Genomic DNA, 14,790 nt, shown 5'->3' with positions numbered 1-14,790 from the left:
GGAGGCTCCGTCCGCTGGCGAGCTCCCGCGCGGCGACCCCCGCCACTGTGTCCGGCGCTCGCCCTGCGGGGTCGGCGTCGGCCCGTGGCACCTGCACGTCCCCCACCCCGCCGTTGCGCTACGGTTAGGCCCCGACGGCCCCGCCGAAACCCCCGGCGACCAGGGCGGTGAGCACGGCACCGATGAGGAGGACCTTCCGGGTCCGCTTACGGCGGCCGTGCTCGGTGGGGACGGCCGCCGTAAGCGGACCCGGAAGGTCCTCGTCATCGGTGCCGTGCTGCTCGCGCTGGTCGCCGGGGGTGTCGGCGGGGCCGTAGGGGCCTATCTGGAGCGCAACGGCGGTGTGGGGGACGTGGAGCTGCCACAGGCCGACGCCGAGCCCGCAGGGCGCGCGCCGGACAGCGTGGCGGGGATCGCCGCACGGGCGCTGCCCAGCGTGGTGACCCTCCATGTGAGCGGCGCCGAGGAGCAGGGCACCGGCACCGGGTTCGTGCTCGACGACCGGGGCCACATCCTCACCAACAACCACGTCGTCGAGCCCGCCGGGGCCGACGGGGACATATCCGTCACCTTCCACAGCGGCGACACCGCCAAGGCCACCGTCGTCGGACGGGACAGCGGCTACGACCTCGCCGTCGTGAAGGTCACCGGCGTCAGCGGGCTCCAGCCCCTGACCCTCGGCAACTCCGACAGCGTCCAGGTCGGCGACCCGGTCGTCGCCATCGGCGCCCCCTACGACCTGGAGGGCACCGTCACCTCCGGGATCATCAGCGCCAAGGAGCGGCCCATCACGGCCGGCGGCGAGAGCGGCGACGGCAGCGACGTGTCGTACGTCGACGCCCTGCAGACCGACGCGCCCATCAACCCAGGCAACTCCGGCGGTCCCCTCCTCGACTCCAGGGCCCGGGTCATCGGCATCAACTCCGCCATCCGCTCCGCCGACGACGGCTCCGACTCCGGCGGCGCCCAGTCCGGCTCCATCGGCCTCGGCTTCGCCATCCCCATCAACCAGGGCAAGCGCGTCGCCGAAGAGCTGATCAACACCGGCAAGGCGACCCACCCGGTCATCGGCGTCACCCTCGACATGGACTACGCGGGCGACGGCGCCCGCGTCGGCACGAAGGGCAACGGCGGCGGCCCCGCGGTCAACGCCGGCGGCCCCGGTGACAAGGCCGGCATCGAGGCGGGTGACGTCATCACCGAGGTCGACGGCCAGCGCATCCACTCCGGCGAGGAACTGATCGTCAAGACCCGCGCCCACCGCCCGGGCGACGAACTGGAGCTCACGGTGGAACGCGGCGGCAAGGAGCTGGCCATCTCCCTGGTGCTCGGATCCTCGGACGGCGACTGAGCGCCCCGATTGACAGAAACCTCACAGGTGCGCCCGCAAACCCCGTCCCACAAGGCAAACAACCCTCAAAACCGCTCGTGCGCGCCCACTCGGAGGCCTCGGGACAGTACCGGTCGTACAGGATCGACGGGTACCGTGGACCCGGCCCGGACATCGCAAGGAGCTTCAGGTGTTCAATGACATAGGACCGCTAGAGCTGGTGACGCTCGTTGTCCTCGCCGTGCTCGTCTTCGGTCCGGACAAGCTCCCCAAGGTCATCCAGGACGTCATGCGGACCGTCCGGAAGATCCGGGAGTTCTCGGAGAGCGCCAAGCAGGACATCCGCTCGGAACTCGGCCCCGAGTTCAAGGACTTCGAGTTCGAGGACCTGAACCCCAAGACGTTCATCCGCAAGCAGATGGACAACGACGAGCTGGGGCTCAAGGAGATCCGCAACGGCTTCGACATCAAGAAGGAGATGGCCGAGGTCACGGACGCGGTCCACGGCCGCGACTCGGAGTCCTCCGCGTCGGCTTCTTCCTCGTCCTCGTCCTCCGGCTCGGGTTCCTCGGGCGGCCGGATCGACATGACCAAGAAGCCCGACGACGACGGCAAGGACGACCGCCCGGTCTTCGACGCGGACGCCACCTGAACGTCGTACCCCCGCAGTCGTACCCATGCTCCCGAGCCGCACGTCAGCGACGTGCGGCTCAGTCGTACGTGACGCGTCTCATACCCGGCCACGCCTCCGCGCGGCCTGAACCGGACGCCCGGACGCCCCACGCGCCGGGCGCTTTCCCTGCTGGTCCCAGTGGGGTGGCTATGCTGCCGAGTTGTTGTGCGGACCGGACGAGTCGCCCGAAGGGGGGCGGGCCGTTCCGGACCGACGAGGAACGAGGAGGCGTCCGGGCACATGGAGACGACGAGTCAGGCGGTCGCGCAGGCCCCGGCCGCGGAGGGCGGACAACAGGTCCCCTCCGCCCGGCGCACGGTCGACGGCTACCTGCTGGCGCCCTTCCCGTGGTACGGCCTCGACGAGGCGTTCACGGGCCCGCGCTGGCTGATGCAGGTCGGGACGGCGGCGGACGGTGCCGTCGAGCACGGTTCGATCGGGCACGGTGACGAGCCCTCCGTGCGCAACGAGGCGTCGGAGGACAAGGAGAAGTTCGCGGTGGTGGTGACCGTCGCGGCGAATCCGTCCCGCAGGAGCGCCGACGGCACGGGCCTCCTTGAGGCGACCTCGGTCTCCTCCGCGGCCTGGCTCGCGGGTGTGGGGCTGCTGTCCTTCACCTGGCCCGGCTCGATGGACCACTCGCTGCGCGACGACTGGCTGGACCAGCAGACGGAGACGGCGTGGGCCCTGGCCGACGACCTCGACGGCTCGGACTGGTCGACGCTGTCGCTCCCCGTGGACGGGGTACCGACGTCCTTCCACTACCGCGAGTCCGAGTTCGGCTGGGTGCTCGCCGGCTCCACGCCGGAGGGCGTGCACGTGGGGGCGTACGGGAGAGGCATGAGCGCGTACGGGCTCGGCTTCGCCATGATCAAGGACATCGGCGAATACGCGTAGTCGCGTGCATACGACGATGGGGGCGCCGTCCGGCTCGGACGGCGCCCCCATCGTCGTAGCGGAAGACCTAGAACTTGTTCCGGGGGGTGATCCCCAGGGACAGGCCCGCGAGGCCGCGCTGGCGGCCGCCCAACTTGCCCGCGATGGCCCGCAGGGCCGCGCCCGCGGGGGAGTCCGGGTCGGAGAGGACGACCGGCTTGCCCTCGTCGCCGCCCTCGCGGAGGCGGATGTCGATGGGGATGGAGCCGAGGACCGGGACCGTGGCGCCGGTCGTCTTCGTCAGGCCGTCGGCGACCAGCTGGCCGCCGCCCGTGCCGAAGATGTCGACCATCTCGTCGCAGTGCGGGCAGGGCAGGCCCGACATGTTCTCGACCACGCCGACGATCTTCTGGTGGGTCTGGACGGCGATGGCACCGGCCCGCTCGGCCACCTCGGCCGCGGCCTGCTGCGGGGTCGTGACGACCAGGATCTCGGCGTTCGGCACCAGCTGGGCGACGGAGATGGCGATGTCGCCCGTGCCCGGCGGGAGGTCGAGGAGGAGGACGTCGAGGTCGCCCCAGTAGACGTCCGCAAGGAACTGCTGGAGCGCGCGGTGCAGCATCGGGCCGCGCCACACCACGGGGGCGTTGCCCGGGGTGAACATGCCGATGGAGATGACCTTCACGCCGTTCGCGGACGGCGGCATGATCATGTTCTCGACCTGGGTGGGACGCCCGTCGGCGCCCAGCATGCGCGGTACGGAGTGGCCGTAGATGTCGGCGTCCACGACGCCCACCTTCAGACCGTCCGCGGCCAGCGCCGCCGCCAGGTTCACCGTCACCGAGGACTTGCCGACGCCGCCCTTGCCGGAGGCGACCGCGTACACGCGCGTGAGCGAGCCCGGCTTGGCGAAGGGCACCTCACGCTCGGTCTGGCCGCCGCGCAGGGCCGTCGCCAGCTCCTTGCGCTGCTCGTCGCTCATGACGTCGAGCGTGACCTCGACACCCGTGACGCCCTCGACGGCCGAGACCGCGTCGGTCACACGCTGGGTGATCGTCTCGCGCATCGGACAGCCGGAGACCGTCAGATAGACGGTGACCGCGACCGCTCCGTCCGCGCCGATGTCCACCGACTTGACCATCCCCAGTTCGGTGATGGGTCGGTTGATCTCGGGGTCGTTCACCGTCGCCAGTGCCTCGCGCACCGCGTCTTCGCTAGCCATAAGGACGATGGTACGGCTCGGTAGCCTGCCCCCGTGATGCCCGTCAGCGGTCTTCTACGTCACGTCCGGGCGACCGTTCTGCCGGGAATACGCCGTGCCCGTCGACTCGCTCCTCCAGTTCCTTCACGAGGTCCTGCAGCTCGGAGCGGATCCAGTCCCGGGTCGCGACCTCGCCGAGACCGATCCGCAGGGCGGCGATCTCACGGGTCAGATACTCGGTGTCGGCGATCGACCGCTCGTTCTGCCTGCGGTCCTGTTCGAGGTTGACCTTGTCCCGGTCGTCCTGCCGGTTCTGCGCGAGCAGGATGAGAGGCGCCGCGTAGGAAGCCTGTAGCGACAGCATGAGCGTCAGGAAGATGAACGGGTAGTTGTCGAACCGCAGATCGCCCGGCGCGAAGATGTTCCACAGCACCCACGCGATGATGACGACCGTCATCCAGACGATGAACCGCCCGGTGCCGAGGAACCGCGCGATGCGCTCGGAGAGCCGTCCGAAGGCCTCGGGGTCCCACTCGGGCAGCAGCCGCCGTCGGGGCGGCCGGGGCTGGTCGAGGCGGGCACGCGCGCGTGTGCTGGCCGTCGCACCGGCCGGGGTCCTCTCGCGCTCAGGAGCCATGCGGGGTCACCTCGCCCTCGTCGAGGTGGAACTCGGTCTCCCGCCAGTCCTCGGGGAGCAGGTGGTCCAGTACGTCGTCCACGGTCACCGCGCCCAGCAGCGACCCGGAGTCGTCCACGACGGGCGCCGCCACCATGTCGTACGTCGCGAAGAACCCGGCGACGACCGGCAGCGCGGCGTCCGGGTCCAGCGGCTGGAGGTCGTCGTCGATGATCGCGCTGACCAGCGTGTACGGCGGGTCCCGCAGGAGGCGCTGGAAGTGGACCGTGCCGAGGTACTTGCCGGTCGGTGTCTCGTCGGGCGGGCGGCAGACGTAGACCTGGGCGGCGAGGGCGGGGGAGAGGTCGGCGTTGCGGACCCGGGCGAGGGCGTCGGCGACGGTGGCGTCGGGGCGCAGGACGATCGGCTCGGTCGTCATCAGACCGCCGGCCGTGTGCTCCTCGTACGACATCAGGCGCCGCATGTCGGCCGCGTCGGCGGGCTCCATGAGGCTCAGGAGCCGCTCCTGGTCCTCCTCGGGGAGCTCGGAGAGCAGGTCGGCCGCGTCGTCGGGGTCCATGGCCTCCAGGACGTCCGCGGCCCGCTCCTCCTTGAGCTTGCCGAGGATCTCGATCTGGTCGTCCTCGGGGAGCTCTTCGAGGACGTCGGCCAGGCGGTCGTCGTCGAGGGCCGCGGCGACCTCCGCGCGGCGCTTGGGGGAGAGGTGGTGCAGGACGTTCGCCAGGTCGGCGGGGCGCAGTTGCTCGAAGGTGGCGAGAAGGCTCTCGGCGCCCTGTCCGTGCTCCTCCAGGGAGAAGCCGGTGACGGCGGACCACTCGACGGTCAGCGTCTCGCCCTTGGCCCGCCGGAACGTTCCGCTCTTTCCCTTCCGTACGAACACCCGGTCGATCTCCCAGTCCCGGCGGGCCGGCAACTGCTGCACGGACACGTCGAGGACGGTGACCTCTTCCTCGGCCTCGACGAGCGTGACGCGCCGGTCGAGGAGCTCGCCGAAGACCAGGCGCTCGGTGGGCCGCTGCTCGAAACGCCGGACGTTGAGCACCCCGGTGGAGATGACCTGGCCGGACTCGATGCTGGTCACACGGGTCATGGGCAGGAAGATACGGCGCCGGGTGGACAGTTCGACGACGAGGCCGAGCACCCTCGGAGGTCTCCGTCCGACGCGCAGCATGACGACCAGGTCGCGCACCCGCCCCACCTGGTCGCCGTTCGGATCGAAGACGGCGACGCCGGCGAGATGCGAGACGAAGATCCTGGGGACACCCCCTGCCATCCCTGCGCCTCCTCTTTCACGCCAATTGCCCGCTCGGATGGGCTTCAGGCTAGCCCGTCCCGTTGCGGTACGCCCTGGTGGGCGGTCCGGACGGACTGGCTCCGCCGGGCCCGCGGGGCCCCGGTACTCTGCGGTACGCCTCCGATGGACCCTCGTCAGAAAGGCAGCCCCACCTGTGACTGCGATCGCCCAGGGCCGTACCCGCCGGACCGGACTGCTGGGCGCGATGTGCGCCCTGGTCGTGACGGGAACGGGCCTGACAGGGTGCAGTGACGACCCCGACGCGGGCACCAACGGGGTCGGCAAGCTGTCGGCCGCCCAGATCCAGACGAAGACCAAGGCGGCCGCCGAGTCCGCGGACACCGTGCGTCTGTCGGGGAACGTGGTCACCAGCGGGCGCACCTACACACTCGACATGCGTCTCAAGGCCGACGGCGGCTCGGGCTCGGTCACCACCGAGGGGGCGACCTTCCGGCTCCTGCGGATCGGCGAGCAGCTCTACCTCAAAGCCGACGCCGACTTCTGGGGACAGCAGGACGGCAAGGGCGACTCCGACACGGACACGGCCGCCGCCGACAAGCTCGACGACAAGTTCGTGAAGGTGCCGCAGGGCGACCCCTCGTACAAGAAGTTCAGCGGCTTCACCGACAAGGACGTCCTCCTGGCGGGCCTGCTGACCCTCCACGGCGAGCTGTCCACCGACGGCCACCACGAACAGTCCGGCACCCGCACGATCCGCATCACCGGCGACGAGGGCTCCGGCGGCAGGCTGGACGTCTCCCTGGAGGGCGAGCCGTATCCGCTCCGCCTGGAACGCGCGGGCGGCGCGGGCACGCTGACCTTCTCGGGCTGGGGCAAGTCCTTCAGCCTGAAGGAGCCGGGGAAGGACGAGACGGTGGATTACGGCAAGCAGCTGCCGTCGTCCTGATCAGGTGCGCCGGCGCCTCTTGAACAGCAGTCTGGGAAGTCCGGCGGGGACCGGCTCGCGGGTCGTCGCGGGCGTCGCCACGGGCGCGGTGGCCAGGTCGCCCTCCGGCAGCGGCACGGTCGACCCCGTCGGCTCCAGGCGCAGCACCCGGCACTCCCGAGCCCAACGCCCCGTCATGGCCTCGCCGTCAGGCGCGTTGAGCCGTTTGCCCTTGAGCTCGGCGACCGCGGCGTCCCAGGCCTCGGACCCGGACGACAGCTCGACCACCTTCGCCGTCCAGGCGACGAGCCGCCCGCCCTTGTCCTTGCTGCGCACGGTGATCTCGGCGGCGCCCCCGTCGGTCAGCCCCGGCAACGGCTGTTCGCCCGGCCCGTCACCGACCAGACACACGGCGCCCTCGTGCCACACGTGCCACAGCGCCTGGGCGGGACCCTCGGAACCCTTGACCCAGATGAGGCCGGACTTCTTGGTGGCCTCCTCGACGAGGGCCTGGTCGAGCAGCTCGCTTGTCATGCGCCCAGCCTAGCGAGGCAGGGTCACAGCCAGCCGTTGCGCTTCAGGGTGCGGTGGATGCCGAGGCAGATGACGCCGGTGATCATCATGATCACGGGGTAGCCGTACCGCCAGTGCAGCTCGGGCATGTGCTCGAAGTTCATGCCGTACACGCCACAGACCATCGTGGGTACGGCGATGATCGCGGCCCACGAGGTGATCTTGCGCATGTCCTCGTTCTGGGCGACGGACGCCTGCGCGAGATTGGCCTGGAGGATCGAGTTGAGCAGCTCGTCGAAGCCGATGACCTGCTCCTGGACGCGGGCCAGGTGGTCGGCGACGTCCCGGAAGTACTTCTGGATGTCGGGGTCGATGAGCCGCATCGGCCGCTCGCTCAGCAGCTGCATGGGACGCAGGAGCGGCGAGACGGCCCGCTTGAACTCCAGGACCTCACGCTTGAGTTGGTAGATCCGGCCGGCGTCCGTGCCGCGCGGTGAGCCCTTGCGTCCCGGTGAGAAGACCTCGGTCTCCACCTCGTCGATGTCGTCCTGCACCGCGTCGGCGACCGCGATGTACCCGTCGACGACATGGTCGGCGATCGCGTGCAGCACCGCCGAAGGGCCCTTGGCGAGCAGCTCGGGGTCGTCCTGGAGGCGGTGGCGCAGGGCGCGCAGCGAACCCTGGCCGCCGTGCCGGACGGTGATGAAGAAGTCCCGTCCGGTGAAGCACATGACCTCGCCGGTCTCGACGATCTCGCTGTTGGCGGTGAGCTCGTCGTGCTCGACGTAGTGGATGGTCTTGAAGACGGTGAAGAGGGAGTCGTCGTAGCGCTCCAGCTTGGGCCGCTGGTGGGCCTGCACCGCGTCCTCCACGGCCAGCGGGTGCAGCCCGAACTCGCTTGCGATACCGGAGAATTCGGCCTCGGTCGGCTCGTGCAGCCCGATCCACACGAAGCCCCCGTCGCGGCGCACCTGACGCATCGCCTCGTGCGGCGTCATCGCCTTCGGCGTCTGGACGCGGGCCCCGTCGCGGTAGACGGCGCAGTCGACGACCGCCGAGGGCGTCCCGGGATCACGGGTGGTGTCGTAATCGGTGCTGCTGCTCTTGCGCAGCGAGACGCGGGAGGGTCGGACCACGGCACGCAGGTCGCGGATCATCGACATGGCGGGCTCCTTCGCGACAGGCAACGAAAAGCCGCTTCAACGGATGGAACTGCCCGGAATGAGGACGTCCTGACCACAGATGTTTGGCACGTCCACAAAGCGGGGAGCACCGCACCATTGCGGTAGCGGGTTTCGCTGCTGATACAGATCAAGCAGATCAGGCAAAACGAGACGAAGTGCTCTTCCGATGATGAAGACGCGAGCGTGAGAGGCGGCGATCGGCCGAAGGCGGATCAGCTACATCAGTGACCGGAAGAGCGAGTGGTACTACCAGGTCGACTTCGATCCATGACAGCCCCACCTCCTCCGGTCGGTCCCTCGTAAGGGACGATCCATTCCCCGTAGGGGGAGTCTCACGGCGTCGGGACTCGATAGCGACGCTTCTGCGTGCTGCCCCGAACCACCGGCAAAGAGTATCAGCCGACTGAATAGTCAAGGCGCTGCTTTGCCCGGTACTGACGAGTTCTATGCTCGCGGCATGGCTGATGTTCTTCCCTTGGTCGAGGCCCGGTTGCGTACGGCGCTGGGCGAACCGGACGCGCGCGCCGCGGTCACCTTCCTCGGTACGGACCGCGTCGAGGTGCTGCGTTTCCAGGAGGGCGACATCGTCCGCTACGCCACGCTCGGCATGTCCGCGCAACCGATGGGCGACCCCACCGCGATGCTCGCCGACCCGGTCAAGGGGCCGCGCGCCGAGCTGGTCCTCTCGGTCCGCGCCGGTCTCGCCGACACCGCCAAGGTGCTCCGCCCGCTCGCCGTGCTCGCCGCGTCCCCGCAGGTCGAGGGTGTGATCGTGGCTCCCGGAGCCTCCCTGGACGTCGGTGAACCCCTGTGGCCCGGCGCCCCGTTCACCTCGGTCCTGGTGGCCGAACCGGGCGGTCTGGTCGAGGACCTGGAGCTGGACGAGCCCATGGACCCGGTCCGGTTCCTGCCGCTGCTCCCCATGACCCCGAACGAGGCCGCCTGGAAGCGCGTCCACGGCGCCCAGGCACTCCAGGAGCGCTGGCTGACGAACGGGACGGACCTTCGGGATCCGTCCCGGAAGTCCGTCCCGCTGGAGTGACCTTCAGTGAGCAAGCTCACCAACCGGTGGCTGAAAAGCATCAGTTGGCGAAGACGGCGACGCTGTCCTCTGCAGCGTGCTTCGACTCCAGTTCCTCCGCCTCCCGAGTGAGCGCGTTCCGTCGTACGACGACCACGAGCGCACCGAGCAGAGCGGTGACCGCGGCCACCACGAACGGGATGTGGATGTCGGTCCACTCCTCGATCTTCGGCGCGAAGTAGGGCGCCGCGGCCGCCGCGAACCAGCGCACGAAGTTGTAGCCGGCGCTCGCCACCGGGCGCGGCGCGTCCGACACGCCGAGCGCCAACTCCGTGTAGACGGTGTTGTTCACGCCGATGAACGCGCCGGAGAGGATCGTGCAGACGATCGCGGTGGTGTGGCTGCCGTAGCCGAGGACGAGTACGTCGACGGCGAGCAGGGCGAGTGAGCCGCCGAGCACCTTCAGCGAACCGAACCGCCGTTGCAGACGTGGTGCCACGAGCACCGAGAACACGGCGAGCAGCACGCCCCAGGCGAAGAACACGGCACCCGACTTGTACGGGGTCATGTCCAGCACGAACGGGGTGAAGGCCAGCACGGTGAAGAACGTGTAGTTGTAGAAGAACGCCGAGGCGGCGACGGAGGCGAGGCCGCCGTGGCCCAGTGCCTTGAGCGGGTCGAGCAGCGAGGTCCTGCGGGCCGGCTTGGGCTGTTGCTTCAGGAACACCGTGATGCACAGGAAGCCGACCGCCATCAGGAAGGCCGTACCGAAGAACGGGTAGCGCCAGCTGGCGTCGCCGAGCAGTGCGCCCAGCAGCGGGCCGCAGGCCATGCCGAGGCCGAGCGCCGACTCGTAGAGCAGGATCGCCGCGGCGCTCCCGCCCGCCGCCGCGCCGACGATGACGGCGAGGGCCGTCGAGACGAAGAGGGCGTTGCCGAGACCCCAGCCCGCGCGGAAGCCGACGAGTTCGGCGACCGAGTTCGAGGTGCCCGCGAGGCCGGCGAAGACGACGACGAACGCGAGGCCGAGCAGCAGGGTCTTGCGGCCGCCGATGCGGCTGGAGACGAAGCCGGTGACCAGCATCGCGACGGCGGTGATGAGGAAGTACGAGGTGAAGAGCAGGGAGACCTGGCTGGCGGTGGCGTCGAGGCCCTGGGCGATGGACGGGAGGATCGGGTCGACCAGTCCGATGCCCATGAAGGCGACGACGGAGGCACCGGCCGTGGCCCAGACCGCCTTGGGCTGCCGCAGGAGGCTGCCCGCTCCCGCGTCGAAGGCGTCCATGGTTTCTCCAATTCCGGCGAGGAGATGGTTGGTATATGCACATAGTAAGTTAGAGCGGCTAACTAATGCAAGCTACATCTACTTTCCCCTGGTGGGGCGATCCTGAAGCGGTTCCGCCCGGACGGGTGATCGTCCTTGACGTGGCGGAGAAGGGGTAGGACCGTGGGGCCCTATGAGGGGCGAACCCAGTTGCCCGAAGTGTGGTGGCCGGGTCAGGGCTCCCGGACTCTTCGCCGACACCTGGCAGTGTGATGTACACGGGACCGTGCATCCGCTGCAGCCGGTGATCCCGCCCAGCGTCGAGGCCCTCGGCGTCGTGGTGCACCGCACACAGGTACCGGTGTGGATGCCGTGGCCACTGCCGGTCGGCTGGCTTTTCACGGGTGTGGGCTGCGCGGGCGACGATCGCAGCGGCGGTCGGGCGACGGCGGTGGCGTGCACGGGGCCGGGACCACTGGGCGGCATCGGGGAGCTGATCCTTGTCGCCGAGGAACTCGGCGTGGGGCTCGGCGCGCGGTACGCGGGGATCGATGGGCCGGACCCGGGGCCGTACATGAGTGTCGAGAAGCCGCCGCAGGCGAAGGTGCTTGCCGCTGGGCGCCCCACGCCGTTGTGGCATGTCTCCGGGGCGCCGGACGATCGTGCGGTCTTCGCGGGTGAGGCTCGCGGGTTGTGGCTGTGGGCCGTGGTGTGGCCTGAGCAGTCCGGGCTGCTGATGTACGACGAGCTGGTGCTGACGGACCTGCGGGATGCGGGGGCCGAGGTGGAGCTGGTGCCGTGCGGGGCGTTGTCGCCGCGCTTGCTTGAGCCGTAGCGCCCACCGGGGTGCCGGTGCCGGGATCGCCTGTCGGGCGGCTGCGGGTGGGTTGTGGTTGATCGCGCGGTTCACCGCGTCCCTGGGCGGGTCTGTGTAAAGGTCACTCACAGGTTTCGGGTGTGACGGGGGGCCTTGAGAAACTGGTTATCCTTAAGCCGTCCCTCGTGTCCCGCCCGTGTCTGGAGTTCGTGTCGTGCGTATCGATCTGCACACCCACTCCACGGCTTCCGATGGCACGGACACGCCCGCTGAGCTGGTGCGCAATGCCGCCGCCGCGGGACTGGACGTCGTCGCGCTGACCGATCACGACACCACTCGTGGGTACGCCGAGGCGATCGCCGCGCTGCCGGAGGGGCTCACGCTCGTCACCGGGGCCGAGCTGTCCTGCCGTATCGACGGCGTGTCCCTGCACATGCTGGCCTACCTCTTCGACCCCGAGGAAGCGGAGCTGCTCGCCGAGCGGGAGCTGGTGCGGGACGACCGGGTGCCGCGGGCGCGGGGCATGGTCGCCAAGCTCAACGAGCTGGGCGTGCCCGTCACTTGGGATCAGGTGATGCGGATCGCCGGGGACGGGTCCGTGGGGCGGCCGCATGTCGCCACCGCGCTCGTCGAGCTCGGGGTCGTACCGACCGTGAGCGACGCCTTCACCCAGGACTGGCTCGCCGACGGCGGCCGGGCCTTCGTGGAGAAGCACGAGACCGACCCCTTCGAGGCGATCCGGCTGGTCAAGGCCGCGGGCGGGGTCACCGTCTTCGCGCACCCGGGCGCCAGCAAGCGCGGACGTACGGTGCCGGAGTCCGCGATCGTCGAGATGGCCGCGGCCGGGCTCGACGGTGTCGAGGTCGACCACATGGACCACGACGACGAGACGAGGGCCGGGCTGCGCGGGCTCGCTGCCGAGCTGGGGCTGCTGGTCACGGGCTCCTCCGACTACCACGGCAGCCGCAAGACCGTCACGCTCGGCGAGTACCGGACCGACCCCGAGGTGTACGGCGAGATCACCCGGCGGGCCACCGGCGCGTTCCCGGTGCCGGGGACCGGCGGAGCCTGAGACCCGCTCCCACGTCCATCCGGTCTCCGCTCCTCTCCCCTCGCAAGGCTCTCCTGTGTTCGACGCCGCCGTTTTCGGCTCCCTGTTCCTGACCCTGTTCGTCATCATGGATCCCCCCGGGATCACCCCGATCTTCCTGGCGCTGACCTCCGGCCGGCCCGCCAAGGTGCAGAAGCGGATGGCCTTCCAGGCCGTCTGTGTCGCCGGCGGTGTCATCACCGTCTTCGGGCTCCTCGGGCACCAGATCCTCGACTATCTGCATGTCTCGGTCCCCGCGCTGATGATCGCGGGCGGGCTGCTGCTTCTGCTGATCGCCCTGGACCTGCTGACCGGCAAGACCGACGAGCCCAAGCAGACCAAGGACGTCAACGTGGCGCTGGTGCCGCTGGGCATGCCGCTGCTGGCCGGGCCGGGCGCGATCGTGTCGGTCATCCTCGCCGTGCAGAAGGCGGACAGCGTCGCCACGCAGGTGTCGGTGTGGATGGCGATCCTCGCCATCCATGTCGTGCTGTGGCTGGTGATGCGGTACTCGCTGCTGATCATCCGGCTCATCAAGGACGGCGGCGTGGTCCTGGTGACACGGCTCGCGGGCATGATGCTCTCCGCGATCGCCGTGCAGCAGATCATCAACGGCATCACCCAGGTGATCCAGGGGAGCTGATCCCGGTGGCCGGACAGCGTAGAGCCCCCGTACGACATCGTTGCCGTACGGGGGCTCTGAAGCCTGGGTGTTGGCGCGTATGTGTTACGAGGCCGAGGCCTCGGCCGGGCGGATCCAGAGTCGCTGGCCTATCGCGGCGGCCTGCTGAACGATCCGATTGACGGAGGCGGCGTCCACAACGGTGCTGTCCACGGGCGTTCCGTCGACGTCGTCGAGTCGCATGATTTCGAAGCGCATGGGCTTCTCCCTTCGTCTGGTCATCCTCCTGCGGAGAATTACTGCGTACACAGGTAGTCAACGGGGTGCGTGTTACAAACATTCCCTACGCTAAGGAAATTTTTCGAACGACTAACTACTGACCGGTAAGCGACTCTTCGCTGTCTCTTCGCTGCCTCTTCGGAGACCGACCGGGACCGGTTGTGTTCGCAGCGTGACCGCCGGGACAATGGAGACGATGAACGACGACCTCACGGCACTCGCCGCCCGCATCGACCACACCAACGAGCTGCTGACGCGCATGCTCGCCGAGGTGGCGAAGACGCCCTCGACCCACGCGATCTTCGTCGACGCGGGGTATCTGTACGCGGCGGCGGGCCGGCTGGTCGCCGGGACCGAGGACCGGCGGTCCTTCGACCTGGACGCCGAGGGCCTGATCGAGGCGCTCATCGACCGGGCCCGCACGATCTTCGCGGACAGCAGGCTGCTGCGGGTCTACTGGTACGACGGCGCCCGGCGCCGCATCCACACCTCCGAGCAGCAGACGATCGCCGAGCTTCCGGACGTCAAGGTGCGGCTGGGCAATCTCAACGCCAACAACCAGCAGAAGGGCGTCGACTCACTCATCAGGACCGATCTGGAGTCCCTCGCCCGGCACCGGGCGATCAGTGACGCGGCCCTGCTCGGCGGTGACGAGGACCTGGTCTCGGCGGTCGAGGCGGCCCAGGGGTACGGAGCCCGCGTCCACCTGTGGGGCATCGAGGCACCCGAGGGCCGCAACCAGGCCGAGCCGCTGCTCTGGGAGGTCGACAGCCAGCGCGTCCTCGACCTCGACTTCTTCAAGCCGTACGTGTCACGGCGTACGTCCGCCGGCTACGAGGCCTCGGCGAACCGGCCCAGCCGCGAGGACGTCCGCTTCGTGGGCGCCCAGATCGCGGCGAAGTGGCTGGCGGAGCGGGGGCGGGAGACGGTGGGGGAGCTGCTGCCCGGGCATCCGTATCTGCCGGGGTCGGTGGACCAGGATCTGCTGGTGGAGGCGGAGGGGCTGCTGCAGTACTCCCTGCGGGGGCAGGCGGATCTGCGCGGGCGAGAGGTCCGTCACCCCGGGCGTACGCACCAGCGACCCGGGCCAGGTGGCCGCCGGC

General features: G+C 69.6%; 16 protein-coding genes. 9 read left to right on the top strand and 7 right to left on the bottom strand.

Annotated elements, in window-relative coordinates; all coding sequences use genetic code 11:
* The 3 genes from HLK59_RS41645 to HLK59_RS41635 all read left to right on the top strand — a co-directional run.
* Nucleotides 1-1,351: trypsin-like peptidase domain-containing protein (locus HLK59_RS41645; RefSeq protein ID WP_240982945.1), on the top strand; the 1,351-nt coding region annotated here is incomplete at its 5' end.
* 169 nt (nt 1,352-1,520) lie between these two features.
* Nucleotides 1,521-1,982, top strand: coding sequence for a sec-independent translocase (locus HLK59_RS41640; protein ID WP_171146861.1), 462 nt, complete (start codon nt 1,521-1,523; stop codon nt 1,980-1,982).
* Nucleotides 1,983-2,243: 261 nt separating this feature from the next.
* Nucleotides 2,244-2,900 carry a hypothetical protein gene (locus HLK59_RS41635; protein WP_171146860.1) on the top strand — a complete coding sequence of 219 codons (657 nt, stop codon included), beginning with the start codon at nt 2,244-2,246 and terminating at the stop codon, nt 2,898-2,900.
* Between the two features lie 67 nt (nt 2,901-2,967).
* Here HLK59_RS41635 and HLK59_RS41630 read toward each other — a convergent pair whose 3' ends face one another.
* Genes HLK59_RS41630 through HLK59_RS41620 form a run of 3 tightly spaced genes read right to left on the bottom strand, consistent with a single transcriptional unit; the run spans nt 2,968 to nt 5,990 of the window.
* Nucleotides 2,968-4,101 carry an Mrp/NBP35 family ATP-binding protein gene (locus HLK59_RS41630; RefSeq protein ID WP_171146859.1) on the bottom strand — a complete coding sequence of 378 codons (1,134 nt, stop codon included), beginning with the start codon at nt 4,099-4,101 and terminating at the stop codon, nt 2,968-2,970.
* Nucleotides 4,102-4,144: 43 nt separating this feature from the next.
* On the bottom strand, nt 4,145-4,717 hold the full coding sequence (locus HLK59_RS41625) for a DUF1003 domain-containing protein (protein ID WP_171146858.1): 573 nt from the start codon (nt 4,715-4,717) through the stop codon (nt 4,145-4,147).
* Nucleotides 4,707-5,990 (bottom strand): CBS domain-containing protein, encoded by a 1,284-nt coding sequence (locus tag HLK59_RS41620; protein WP_171146857.1) that lies wholly within the window; start codon nt 5,988-5,990, stop codon nt 4,707-4,709. Before HLK59_RS41620 ends, HLK59_RS41625 begins: the two co-directional genes overlap by 11 nt.
* Nucleotides 5,991-6,165: 175 nt before the next feature.
* On the opposite strand from HLK59_RS41620, the gene HLK59_RS41615 reads away from it, so the two are divergent.
* On the top strand, nt 6,166-6,918 hold the full coding sequence (locus tag HLK59_RS41615) for a hypothetical protein (protein WP_171146856.1): 753 nt from the start codon (nt 6,166-6,168) through the stop codon (nt 6,916-6,918).
* Here HLK59_RS41615 and HLK59_RS41610 read toward each other — a convergent pair whose 3' ends face one another.
* Together HLK59_RS41610 and HLK59_RS41605 are read right to left on the bottom strand one after the other, a co-directional pair.
* Nucleotides 6,919-7,431 (bottom strand): hypothetical protein, encoded by a 513-nt coding sequence (locus HLK59_RS41610; RefSeq protein ID WP_171146855.1) that lies wholly within the window; start codon nt 7,429-7,431, stop codon nt 6,919-6,921.
* A gap of 23 nt (nt 7,432-7,454) precedes the next feature.
* A complete protein-coding gene (locus HLK59_RS41605) occupies nt 7,455-8,573 on the bottom strand; it encodes a magnesium and cobalt transport protein CorA (protein ID WP_171146854.1) in 1,119 nt (372 codons plus the stop codon).
* A 478-nt stretch (nt 8,574-9,051) separates the two neighbouring features.
* On the opposite strand from HLK59_RS41605, the gene HLK59_RS41600 reads away from it, so the two are divergent.
* The gene (locus HLK59_RS41600) at nt 9,052-9,636 is read left to right on the top strand and encodes a suppressor of fused domain protein (protein ID WP_171146853.1); all 585 of its coding nucleotides are present in this window, start codon (nt 9,052-9,054) and stop codon (nt 9,634-9,636) included.
* Nucleotides 9,637-9,676: 40 nt separating this feature from the next.
* Here the strand turns inward: HLK59_RS41600 and HLK59_RS41595 are convergent, their stop codons facing one another.
* Nucleotides 9,677-10,900 carry an MFS transporter gene (locus tag HLK59_RS41595; protein ID WP_171146852.1) on the bottom strand — a complete coding sequence of 408 codons (1,224 nt, stop codon included), beginning with the start codon at nt 10,898-10,900 and terminating at the stop codon, nt 9,677-9,679.
* A gap of 172 nt (nt 10,901-11,072) precedes the next feature.
* On the opposite strand from HLK59_RS41595, the gene HLK59_RS41590 reads away from it, so the two are divergent.
* The 3 genes from HLK59_RS41590 (at nt 11,073) to HLK59_RS41580 (ending at nt 13,429) form a co-directional block, all read left to right on the top strand.
* Nucleotides 11,073-11,714 (top strand): DUF6758 family protein, encoded by a 642-nt coding sequence (locus HLK59_RS41590; protein WP_171146851.1) that lies wholly within the window; start codon nt 11,073-11,075, stop codon nt 11,712-11,714.
* Between the two features lie 196 nt (nt 11,715-11,910).
* Complete coding sequence (locus HLK59_RS41585; RefSeq protein ID WP_171146850.1) at nt 11,911-12,768, top strand: PHP domain-containing protein; 858 nt, start codon at nt 11,911-11,913, stop codon at nt 12,766-12,768.
* Nucleotides 12,769-12,823: 55 nt separating this feature from the next.
* Complete coding sequence (locus HLK59_RS41580; protein WP_171146849.1) at nt 12,824-13,429, top strand: MarC family protein; 606 nt, start codon at nt 12,824-12,826, stop codon at nt 13,427-13,429.
* Nucleotides 13,430-13,513: 84 nt separating this feature from the next.
* Here the strand turns inward: HLK59_RS41580 and HLK59_RS41575 are convergent, their stop codons facing one another.
* Nucleotides 13,514-13,666, bottom strand: coding sequence for a hypothetical protein (locus HLK59_RS41575; RefSeq protein ID WP_171146848.1), 153 nt, complete (start codon nt 13,664-13,666; stop codon nt 13,514-13,516).
* 217 nt (nt 13,667-13,883) lie between these two features.
* Here HLK59_RS41575 and HLK59_RS41570 point away from each other — a divergent pair.
* Nucleotides 13,884-14,790: NYN domain-containing protein (locus HLK59_RS41570; protein WP_240982944.1), on the top strand; the 907-nt coding region annotated here is incomplete at its 3' end.

This window comes from Streptomyces sp. S3(2020) (assembly GCF_013044505.1).
In the GTDB taxonomy this organism is placed as follows: Bacteria; Actinomycetota; Actinomycetes; order Streptomycetales; family Streptomycetaceae; genus Streptomyces.
This window is presented reverse-complemented; position numbering and strand designations above follow the sequence as displayed.

Coding starts and splice junctions, on each gene's coding strand:
- HLK59_RS41630 (WP_171146859.1), bottom strand. CDS start 4,101: ATGGCTAGCGAAGACGCGGTGCGCGAGGCACTGGCGACGGTGAACGAC.
- HLK59_RS41600 (WP_171146853.1), top strand. CDS start 9,052: ATGGCTGATGTTCTTCCCTTGGTCGAGGCCCGGTTGCGTACGGCGCTG.
- HLK59_RS41575 (WP_171146848.1), bottom strand. CDS start 13,666: ATGCGCTTCGAAATCATGCGACTCGACGACGTCGACGGAACGCCCGTG.
- HLK59_RS41625 (WP_171146858.1), bottom strand. CDS start 4,717: ATGGCTCCTGAGCGCGAGAGGACCCCGGCCGGTGCGACGGCCAGCACA.
- HLK59_RS41620 (WP_171146857.1), bottom strand. CDS start 5,990: ATGGCAGGGGGTGTCCCCAGGATCTTCGTCTCGCATCTCGCCGGCGTC.
- HLK59_RS41610 (WP_171146855.1), bottom strand. CDS start 7,431: ATGACAAGCGAGCTGCTCGACCAGGCCCTCGTCGAGGAGGCCACCAAG.
- HLK59_RS41590 (WP_171146851.1), top strand. CDS start 11,073: ATGAGGGGCGAACCCAGTTGCCCGAAGTGTGGTGGCCGGGTCAGGGCT.
- HLK59_RS41595 (WP_171146852.1), bottom strand. CDS start 10,900: ATGGACGCCTTCGACGCGGGAGCGGGCAGCCTCCTGCGGCAGCCCAAG.
- HLK59_RS41635 (WP_171146860.1), top strand. CDS start 2,244: ATGGAGACGACGAGTCAGGCGGTCGCGCAGGCCCCGGCCGCGGAGGGC.
- HLK59_RS41605 (WP_171146854.1), bottom strand. CDS start 8,573: ATGTCGATGATCCGCGACCTGCGTGCCGTGGTCCGACCCTCCCGCGTC.